The organism is Mangrovactinospora gilvigrisea (genome assembly GCF_001879105.1).
Taxonomy (GTDB): Bacteria; Actinomycetota; Actinomycetes; order Streptomycetales; family Streptomycetaceae; genus Mangrovactinospora; species Mangrovactinospora gilvigrisea.
Window position 1 is genome coordinate 21,124 of sequence record NZ_MLCF01000092.1, and the last position, 6,548, is coordinate 27,671.

3 protein-coding genes are annotated in these 6,548 nt (G+C 76.7%); all 3 read left to right on the forward strand.

Annotation, left to right across the window (positions count from 1 at the left end; genetic code table 11):
- Window positions 1-115: 115 nt before the first annotated feature.
- The 3 genes from BIV57_RS16520 to BIV57_RS16530 all read left to right on the forward strand — a co-directional run bounded on the left by BIV57_RS16520 (window position 116) and on the right by BIV57_RS16530 (window position 6,476).
- Window positions 116-3,469: a S8 family serine peptidase gene (locus BIV57_RS16520; RefSeq protein ID WP_071657590.1), complete on the forward strand. Its 3,354-nt coding sequence runs from the start codon at window positions 116-118 to the stop codon at window positions 3,467-3,469.
- A 189-nt stretch (window positions 3,470-3,658) separates the two neighbouring features.
- Window positions 3,659-5,551 (forward strand): FAD-dependent oxidoreductase, encoded by a 1,893-nt coding sequence (locus tag BIV57_RS16525; protein WP_071657591.1) that lies wholly within the window; start codon window positions 3,659-3,661, stop codon window positions 5,549-5,551.
- 4 nt (window positions 5,552-5,555) lie between these two features.
- On the forward strand, window positions 5,556-6,476 hold the full coding sequence (locus BIV57_RS16530) for an AraC family transcriptional regulator (RefSeq protein WP_071657592.1): 921 nt from the start codon (window positions 5,556-5,558) through the stop codon (window positions 6,474-6,476).
- The last annotated feature ends 72 nt before the right edge of the window (window positions 6,477-6,548 follow it).

Here is a 6,548-nt window from a genome sequence, read left to right on the forward strand (position 1 = left end):
CGGTTCGCGTCCTGTCGCAAACTCGCCAACGTAAACGTCTCGTCAAAAACGTCTGCCGCACGGAAACTGATCAGTCACCAGAGACCCGTAACTCTGCTCGCTGAACAGGATCCCCATGACAAGACGCTCCCGGATGTCCCGAATATCCGGACTGGCCACCGCCGTTGCGCTGCTGGCCGGCACCGCCCTCGCCGGTGCCGCACCGCCCGCCGCTGCCGCCCCGAGCGGCAGCGGCGGTGCCGTGCTTACCCCCGACGACTCGCGCGCGCTGACCGCCGCGCAGGCCCGCGGCGACGCCCGCGTCACCCTGCTGATGGCGACGGAGCCCGGTGCCACCGAGGGCGCCGCCGCCGCGGTGCGCGCCGCCGGGGGCACCGTCGGCCGCACTGAGGACGGCCTCGGCTACCTGCGCGCCAGCGTCCCCACGGCGAAGGTCGAGACGCTCGTCGCGCACGCCCCCGCGCAGGCCGTCACGCTCAACAAGGTGGTGGACGTCCCCGACACCACCGCCGCGCCCGACGGCGGCACCGCCTCCGCGGCGGCCGACTCCGCCGCCGCGCTGCCCGTCCCCGGCTACCCGTACCTGGCCGAGGACCCGCGCGCCGCCCGGCGCACCGCCGAGGCGAAGAAGGACCTGGCGAAGCGGAAGAAGGCCGCCGCGGCGTCGCCGTCGGCCGCGGGCCTCTATCCGGCGCCGAACGCCAAGACGCCGGCGGCCAACCCTTATCTGCCGGTCAAGGACATCGGCGCCACCGACTTCGTCAAGGCGCACCCCCGCTACGACGGCCGCGGCGTCACCATCGGCATCCTGGACACCGGCGTCGACGTCGACAACCCGGTGCTCGCCACCACCAGCACCGGCGAGCGGAAGATCACCGGCTGGTCGGCGGCCACCGACCCGCTGCTGGACGGCGACGGCAGCTGGCTGCCGATGCTCACCTCCGTCAGCGGGCCGTCCTTCAGCTACGGCGGCACCGAGTACACCGCCCCCGAGGGCGACTACACCGTCGCCCTCTTCAAGGAGTCCGCCACCGCCGTCACCGAGACCGGCGGCGACATGAACCGGGACGGCGACACCGACGACTCCTGGGCCGTCCTCTACGACCGCGCCGGCGGCGGGATCCGCGTCGACACCGACGGCGACCACGACTTCACGAACAACCCGGCGATGCTGCCCTACCAGGCCGGGCACCAGGTCGGGCACTTCGGCACCGACGACCCGAAGACCGGCGTCGCCGAGGACATCCCCTTCACCGTCGAGGCCCGCAAGGACGTCGACCTCTCCCCGGTCGGCGGCCCCTACGTCGGCAAGAAGGCCGACTTCGTCAACATCGGCTTCGCCGAGGGCGCCCACGCCACCCACGTCGCCGGCATCGCGGCCGGCAACAAGCTCTTCGGCGGGAAGATGACCGGCGCCGCCCCCGGCGCCAGGATCGTCTCCGCGCGGGCCTGCTGGGGCGAGGGCTGCACCTACAGCGCCCTCACCGAGGGCCTGATCGACCTGGTCGCGCACCGCGGCGTGGACGTCGTCAACATCTCCATCGGCGGACTGCCCGCCCTCAACGACGCCTCCGACGCCCGGGCCGTCCTCTACCAGCGGCTCATCGACACCTACGGCGTCCAACTGGTGATCTCCGCCGGCAACGAGGGCCCCGGGATGAACACCGTCGGCGAGCCCGGCGACGGCGACGGGGTGCTCGGCGTCGCCGCCTCCGTCACCAGGGAGACCTGGGCCGCCGACTACGGCTCGCAGGTCGCCGCCCGCGAGGCGCTCTTCCCGTTCAGCTCCCGCGGCCCGCGCGAGGACGGCGGGTTCCAGCCGAACATCGCCGCCCCCGGCGCGGCCGTCAGCTCCGTGCCGACCTGGCAGCCGGGTCAGCCGGTCGCCGAGGCCGGCTACCAACTGCCCGCCGGCTACGGGATGATGAACGGCACCTCGATGGCCGCCCCCGAGACGACCGGCGGCGCCGCGCTGCTGCTCTCCGCCGCGAAGGCCACCCGCACCGACGCCTCCCCGGCGAAGCTCCGCACCGCGGTGCTCTCCACCGCCCGCGCCCTCGGCGGCTACCAGCGGTACGAGCAGGGCAGCGGCGTGCTGGACGTGCCCGCCGCCTGGAGGCTGCTCTCCCGCGGCAGGGCCGTCGCCGAGGACGGCGGATGGACCGTCAGCGCCCCGGTGAAGACCGAGCTGTCGGGCTATCTGCAGACCCCGGACCGCGGCGCGGGCCTCTACGACCGCGGCCGCCCCGGCGACGGCGGGCCCAAGGCCGGCGTCCGCAAGTCCTACCAGGTGACGATCACCCGGACGACGGGCCGTCCCGGCGCCGTCGACTACCGGCTCGGCTGGCAGGGCAACGACGGCACCTTCGCGGCCCCGTCGCACATCCGGCTCACCCGCGGCAAGGCGGCGGTGTTCACCGTGGCGGGCCGTCCGGCGGCGTCCGGCGCGCACAGCGCGATCCTCACCGTCGACGACCCGGCGACCGGCGGCACCGACCACCGGATGCTGGCCACCGTCGTGGCCGGCGACGACGCGGGGACCGGCGGCTACGCGGTCGCCAAGTCCGGGAGCGTGGACCGCAACCAGACCAGGAGCTGGATGGTCGACGTGCCGCAGGGCGCCACCGCCCTGGAGCTCTCCCTGACCGGCACCGGAGGCGGCCGCAGCGCGGTCTTCGCCTCCGACCCGTACGGCCTGCCGACCGTCGACATCGACTACAACCGGGCGAAGACCATCAGCATCCCCAACCCGACCCCGGGCGTCTGGAACATCGGCGCGACCGCCTCCCGGGCGTCGGCGCTGCTCTCCAACCCCTACACGGTCGCGGCGACGGTCTACGGCACCTCCTTCTCGCCGAACCCGGCGCACATCGCCTCGGCGAAGGCCGGCGAGGCCGCGCCGGTGGAGTGGACGGCGAGCAACGCGTTCGCGCCGGTGGCGGGCGCGAGCTGGCAGGGCTCGGTGGGCTCGCAGCGCGCGCTGCGGCCGACGATCGCGGACGGCGAGCGGCAGAGCTACACCGTCGCGGTGCCGGCCGGCGCGACCCAGGCGGTCTTCTCCACCGGGAGGACCGCCGACGCCAAGGCCGACCTCGACCTGAGCGTCTACGACGCGAGCGGGGCGATGGTCGGCCAGAGCGCGGGCAGCACGGCGGACGAGAAGGTGACGCTGGCGAACCCGGCGGCGGGGACGTACACGGTGTACGTGGACGCCTACTCCGTTCCGTCCGGCTCGACGGCGTACGACTACGCGGACACGTATCTGGCGCCCTCGCTGGGGACGCTCTCCGCCGCCGCGGGGGCGCCGACCTCGCTGGCGACCGGGGCCTCGGCGAAGGTCGCGGCGACTCTGACGCCGGCCTCCGCCCCGGCGGACGGGCGCTCCCTGGTGGGGACGCTCGCGCTGCGCACCGCGTCCGGCACGACGGCCGGGACCGCGTCGGTCACGGTGGACAGCATCACGCGGTAGCCGCGGGCGGGCGGTTCGCCGCCCCCTCCGCCCCGGCACCCCACCCGTTCCGCTTCGCGGGACGCGGTGGGGTGCCGCGCGCAATGAGGCGTGAACCGTTCCTCCGCCCGGGCAGCCTGACACACCGTCACCCTCTCAGCCATTACGATGCGGCCAGCACCCTCACCGTCCCCTCCGGAGGAGCCCCGCATGGATCCGGTGATCGTCGTCGGCGCGGGACCGACCGGCCTGTCACTGGCCCTCGCCCTCGCCCGCCTCGACGTCCCCGTCACCCTTCTCGAGCGCACCCCGGAACCCCCCGCAGCCGACGACGCCCGCACCGCCGTCCTGCACCACGACACCCTCGCCTTCCTCTCCCGCATCGGCTACCGCCGCGTGCTCGCCGACGGCACCGCCGTCCTGACGTACCGTCTGCTCCGCCGCCGCCAGGAGCTGGCCCGCGAGCACCTGCCCTCCGGCGACGCCGGGCTGCCCGTCCCCACCGGGCCCCAGCACCCCGGCGCCGCCGACCAGCCCCCGCCGCCGCGCGACCGGCGCGGGCGGGGCCGGGAGCGCAGCGACCCCGCGGACCGCACCCCGCCGCCCGGCACCTTCCCGGCGGCGCTGCACATCTCCCGCAACCGGCTGGTCCGCGGCCTGCTGGACGCCCTCGGCCCGGTGCACGGCGCCGGCCTCACCACCGGCGTCACCGTCGACGCCATCGAGCAGGACCGCGACCAGGTCCGGGTGCACACCACCGGCCCCGGCGGCGGCACCTGGTGGACCGGCAGCCATGTGGTGGGCTGCGACGGCGCCCGCTCGGCCGTCCGCAAGCTGCTCGGCATCCGCTTCCCCGGCCGCACCGCGGTGGACCGCCGGCTCTCCGCGATCGTCGCCGCCCCGCTGCCCTTCCCGGACGAGGCCCGCATCCACCGCGACCCGCCGCGGGTGTCGCTGCCCGGCGGCCGCGGCGCCCGCGCCGCCGAGCCGTCCCGCGAACTCACCGCGCTGCCGCTGCCCGACGGCCGCTGGCGGATCGACTGGACGCTCCCCGCCCGGCGCCCCGGCGCCCCGAGCGGCGCACGCGTCCCGGCGCCCGCCGGCGCGCACGCCCCCGAGGAGCTGGTCGCCCGGATGCGCGCCGCGCTCGCGCTGTGGTGCGACGGGCAGGTGCCGCCCTACGAGCCGCTGCAGCACGCCGAGTACACCGCCCACCAGCGGCTCGCCCGCCGCTTCCGGCGCGGCCGCGGCTTTCTCGCCGGGGACGCCGCCCATCTGCTCGGCGCCATCGGCATGCAGAGCCTGGAGGAGGGGCTGCGGGACGCCGCCAACCTCTCCTGGAAGCTGGCCCTCGTCCGGGACGGCTCCGCCGGGCCCGGCCTGCTCGACTCCTACGAGGCCGAGCGGCGCGGCGCCGTCGGCAACCGGCTGCGCGGCGCCGACCAGGTGCTGCCGCTGCTGCGGCCCTCCGGCAGCTGGAACGCCACCCGGCGGGCGGTGCTCTCCGGGTCGACGAGCCGTCATCTGCCGCTGCTGGGCTCGGGCATCCTCGGCACCGGCCGGCTCGGCGCCGCCCCCGTCTACGGCGACTCGCCGCTCGCCGTGCCCACCGCCCGCAGCCTGCGGCGCGGCGCCCCGCCCCGGCCCGGCTCCACCGACACCCCGGACGGCGCACCGGTGGAGGACGTCCCGGTGATCGGCGCCGACGGGCGGCGCGGCCGGCTGTCGGAGCGTCTGGGCCGCGGCTTCATCCTGCTGCTGGTGGCGCCGGGCACCGGGGTGTGGGCGAGCGAGCACTGGCTGGGCGCGGGGCTGATGCCCAAGCTCGGCGAGGCGCTGCGCGCGCTGCCCGTCCCCGGCGAGCTGCTGGTGGCGGACGCCTACCCGGGCGCGGCGGCGCACACCGTGCTGCTGATCCGTCCGGACGGGCACCTGGTGCAGTCCATGGCGGGGTGCCGCCCGGCGGAGCTGCTCGCCTACGCGGACACCGCGCGCGGCGGGCCGGCCGAGCTGCGGGACGCGGGCGACGGCGCCGCGTCCGGCTCGGGCTCCGGCCCGGCCGACGTCCGCGACGGGGACGGCGAGGGCGCCGTCCTAGGCTGAGGGCATGCCGGCCGCCGAACACGCCCGCCACTGGCCCCATCCGCACGCGGCCGGGGTGGACCTGCTGTCCGCCCGGTACGTCCGGCACACCTTCGCCAGGCATGTGCACGCCACCTACACGGTGGGCGCGATCGTGCTGGGCGTCGAGGAGTTCTACTACCAGGGCAGCCAGGTGCGGGTGGGCCCCGGCGGGCTGGCGCTCGTCAACCCGGGAACGGTGCACACCGGCCACGCGGGGATACCCGAGGGGTGGGCGTACCACGCGCTCTATCCGCCGGTGCCGCTGATGCGCGAGGTCGCGGCCGATCTGGTGCCGCGGGGCGCGGGCGCCCGGCCGGTGCCCGTCCCGCTGCTCACCTCGCCCGACCCCTACGACCCGGCGACGGCGCGGGCGGTGCTGCTGGCGCACCGCGCCGCGTCCGAGGGCGACCGGCTGGCGGCGGACACCCTGCTGCGCGCCGCCCTCGCCCAACTGCTGCTGCGCCACGGGACGTTCCCGACCGGGGCGGACGACCCGCCGCGGGCGGGCGCCGAGCCGCGCACCGTGCGGGAGGCGGCGGCGCTGCTGGACGCGCGGCTCACCGATCCGCCGGGGCTCGCGGAGCTCGCCGAACTGGTCGGCGGGGGCAGCCCGTTCACGCTGCTGCGGGCGTTCCGCCGGGTGCACGGGCTGCCGCCGCACGCGTGGCTCGTCCAGCGCCGCGTCGACCGGGCCCGCGCGCTGCTGGACGCGGGCACGCCGCCCGCGGACGCCGCCGCGGCGTGCGGCTTCGCCGACCAGGCCCACCTCACCCGCCACTTCCGCCGCACCCACGGCGTCGCCCCGGGCGCGTACCAGCGCATGCGGCGGCGCGTAAGCCCCGCCGCCCCGCCGCCCGACAGGCCAGCCCGCACCGCCGAAGGGCGCGGGGAACTGCGCGACTGACCACCACCAACCCGCCGCCCGACAGACCAGCCCACACCGCCGAGGGGCGCGGGGAACTGCGCGACTGACCAC